Origin of the sequence: Herbaspirillum lusitanum P6-12, from assembly GCF_000256565.1 — a bacterium.
GTDB lineage: Bacteria > Pseudomonadota > Gammaproteobacteria > Burkholderiales > Burkholderiaceae_D > Herbaspirillum > Herbaspirillum lusitanum.
In genome coordinates this window covers 1-3,342 of record NZ_AJHH01000138.1, presented here as the reverse complement: position 1 = coordinate 3,342, position 3,342 = coordinate 1, and the positions used below count along the sequence as shown (strand labels likewise).

Genomic DNA, 3,342 nt, shown 5'->3' with positions numbered 1-3,342 from the left:
GTTGAGCACCTGCGCCTGGATCGACACGTCGAGCGCCGCTACTGCTTCGTCGCAGACCAGGAATTTCGGCTTGACTGCGAGCGCGCGTGCGATGCCGACGCGGGCGCGCTGGCCGCCGGAAAACTGATGCGGAAAACGGCGCAGCATGTCGCCGCTCAGACCCACGCGCTGCAGCAGGTCGGCGACATAATCCTGTTGCTCGCGCCTGCCGGTGATGCCGTGCACGACCGGCGCTTCGCCGACGATGTCGACCACGCGCAAACGCGGATTGAGCGAGGCGTAGGGATCTTGGAAGATCATCTGGATCGCCAATTGGCGCTCGCGCCGTTGCTGCGGCGACAGCGCGTCGAGGTCTTCGCCGCGCCACAGGCGCCGGCCTTCGGTCAGGCCGTGCAGGCCCACCGCCATGCGGCCCAGCGTCGATTTTCCGCACCCTGATTCACCGACCAGGCCGACCACTTCGCCGGCATTGATGTGCAGGCTGACGTCGTCGACCGCGTGCACGACTTCTTCGTGCAGGACTCTGCCGAACGGCCGCGTGATCAGGTTGGAAGTCCTGGCGGCGCTGTCGAGCGGCTTGACGAAGCGTTTGGAGACGTGGCGCAGTTCCAGCAATGGCGGCATGGTGTCGTGTCCCTGGTTCATGCGGCGCTCCCGGCAAACTCATCGGCCATCGGATGAAAACAGCGCAAGGCGCGGCCGTCGACGATGCGCGTCTCCGGCGTCTGCGTGCATTCGATGGCGGCGTGCGCGCAGCGGTCGCGAAAGGCGCAGCCGGACGGCAGTTTCAGCAGCGACGGCGTGCTGCCGGGAATCTGGCGCAGGGCCTGGCCGCGCGGGTTGCGCGACGGCGCCGAGGCGATCAGGCCGTGCGTGTACGGATGGCGTGGGCGAGTCAGCACCTGGGCGACCTCGCCGCTTTCAACGATGCGGCCGGCATACATCACGCTGACGGTGTCGGCCAGCCCGGCGACTACCGAAAGATCGTGGGTGATCCAGATCAGCGCCGTGCCGGATTCGCGGCACAGCTTCTGCATCTCGAACAGGATCTGGCCCTGGATGGTGACGTCGAGCGCGGTGGTCGGCTCGTCGCAAATGATCAGGTCCGGCTTGTTGAGCAGCGCAATCGCGATGGCGACGCGCTGGCGCATGCCGCCCGAGAACTGATGCGGATAGGCATTGAGGCGCTCGTCCGGCGCGGCGATGCCGACCCGCACCAGCGCCTCGCGCGCCATCGCCAGCGCGGCGTCCTTGCTGACGTCCTGATGCGCGCGCACGGCCTCGATCATCTGGGTGTCGATGCGCAGCACCGGATTCAGCGTCATCATCGGATCCTGAAAGATCATCGCGATGCGGTTGCCGCGAATACGGCGCATGTCTTCGGCGGGCAGGCTGCGCAGGTCGCGGCCGTTGAGCAGGATACGGCCGCCGGCCACTTTTCCCGGCTCGTCGATCAGGCCCATGATGGAATACCCGGTCATCGATTTTCCGGAACCGGATTCGCCGACCAGGCCCAGAATGCGGCCACGACCGACCGACAAGGAGACGTCATCGACCGCCGGCAGCACGCCTTCGGGAGTAAAGAAATGCGTGCGCAGATTGCGCACTTCCAGCGTGAGCGCGCTCATTTCTGCCACCGTGGATTGAGGATGTCGCGCAGGCGGTCGCCGACCAGGTTGATCGCCACCACGGTGGCCAGCAGCGCCACCCCGGGGAAGAAGCTGATCCAGTATTTTCCCGACATCAGGTATTGGAACCCATTGGAGATCAGCAGTCCCAGCGACGGCTCCGTTACCGGCAGGCCGAGCCCGAGGAAGGACAGCGTCGCCTCCAGCGAAATCGCCGAGGCCACTTGCAGCGCCGCGATCACGATCAGCGGCGGCAGGCAGTTAGGCAACAGATGGCGGAACATGATGCGCAGCGGCGACAGGCCGAGCAGGCGCGCGGCTTCGATGTATTCCTTCTTGCGTTCCACCAGCGCCGTACTGCGCGTGGTGCGCGCGTAATACGCCCATTGCACGGTGACCAGCGCGATGATGATCTTGTCGATGCCGCGCCCGGTCAAGGCCAGCAAAATCAACGCCACCAGGATCGGTGGAAACGCCAGCTGGATGTCGGCCACGCGCATGATCAGCGCCTCGATGCGACCGCCGGCATAGCCGGCCAGCAAACCCAGCGACAGGCCGATGGCCAGCGCAATCACGGTGCTGGTGACGCCGACCATGACGGAAATGCGCAAGCCGTACAGGATCGCCGACAGCATGTCGCGCCCCTGGTCGTCGGTGCCGAGCACATAGGTGAGATTGCCTTCCATGGCGGTCTTGCCGGGCTCCAGGCGCGAGTCCATGACGTCGAGATGCTCCAGGTCGTAGGGATTCTGCGGCGAGACCAGCGGTGCGAACAAGGCCGCCAGCAGGATCAACAGCAATAATGCGAACCCGAAAGTGGCGATGCGGCTGGCGAAATAGCCTTGCAGGAATCGCGTAAACGGCGTGTCGGCCTGGGTGATTTTTCGGGTTAATTTCGAAACCATGTCAGCCCTTCGCTTCCGATGTTTCAGACAAGCGCACACGTGGATCGAGCAGCGAATACAGCAGGTCGACACACAGGTTGATGAGGATGAAGATGACCACGATCAGCGACAGGAAGGCGACGATCACGGGGCGGTCGAGCACGCGGATCGAGTCGATCAGGAGCTTGCCGACGCCGGGCCAGGCGAAGATGGATTCGGTCACGATAGAGAAGGCGATGATGGAGCCGAACTGGAGCGCCACCACGGTGACGATCGGGATCAGGATGTTCTTGAGCACGTGCACGCCGATGATGCGGCTGTTGCGCAGGCCCTTGGCGCGCGCGAACTTGATGTAATCCTGCAGCAGCGCTTCCTGCGACAGGTTGAGCGCCGGCATCAGCAAATGCCTGAGTCCGTCCCAGGTCGGGAAGCCGAACGGGATGCCGAACAGCAGCGCCGTCTGGCCGCGTCCGCCGGTCGGCAGCCAGCCCAGCTCGACGGCGAACACCATGATCAGCATCAGCCCGACCCAGAAGGTCGGCAGCGAAAAGCCGAAGATCGACACCGTCATGATGGTCTTGCCGGCGAAACTCTTGGGCCGCAAACCTGCCCACAACCCAAGCGGCAGTCCGATGACAATGGCGATCAGGATGGCGGCCACGGCCAGTTCCAGCGTGGCAGGCAGGCGCTCCAGGATCAGGCCCAATGCCGGCGTGGCGTAGACGAAAGAACGTCCCATGTCGCCGGCCAATGCATTCTTGATGAAGTAAAAGTATTGCACCCACAGCGGCTGGTCCAGGCCAAAGGCGGCGATCACGCGCGCGCGCTCG

4 protein-coding genes are annotated in these 3,342 nt (G+C 64.4%); all 4 read right to left on the bottom strand.

Annotated features, from left to right (window positions below):
- Positions 1 to 645 (bottom strand): ATP-binding cassette domain-containing protein (locus HLUSI_RS0104930; RefSeq protein WP_016832915.1); only part of this gene is annotated, 645 nt, incomplete at its 3' end.
- Entirely contained in the window at positions 642 to 1,628 is a 987-nt protein-coding gene (locus HLUSI_RS0104925) for an ABC transporter ATP-binding protein (RefSeq protein WP_016832914.1), read from the bottom strand. The genes HLUSI_RS0104925 and HLUSI_RS0104930, both read right to left, overlap by 4 nt.
- Positions 1,625 to 2,533 (bottom strand): ABC transporter permease, encoded by a 909-nt coding sequence (locus HLUSI_RS0104920; RefSeq protein WP_016832913.1) that lies wholly within the window; start codon positions 2,531 to 2,533, stop codon positions 1,625 to 1,627. The genes HLUSI_RS0104925 and HLUSI_RS0104920 overlap by 4 nt, the downstream gene beginning before the upstream one ends.
- A 1-nt stretch (position 2,534) precedes the next feature.
- Positions 2,535 to 3,342 (bottom strand): ABC transporter permease (locus tag HLUSI_RS0104915; RefSeq protein WP_016832912.1); only part of this gene is annotated, 808 nt, incomplete at its 5' end.

Excerpts from the sequence above, each read along its gene's own strand:
- HLUSI_RS0104925 (WP_016832914.1), bottom strand. The coding sequence starts at position 1,628 with ATGAGCGCGCTCACGCTGGAAGTGCGCAATCTGCGCACGCATTTCTTT.
- HLUSI_RS0104920 (WP_016832913.1), bottom strand. The coding sequence starts at position 2,533 with ATGGTTTCGAAATTAACCCGAAAAATCACCCAGGCCGACACGCCGTTT.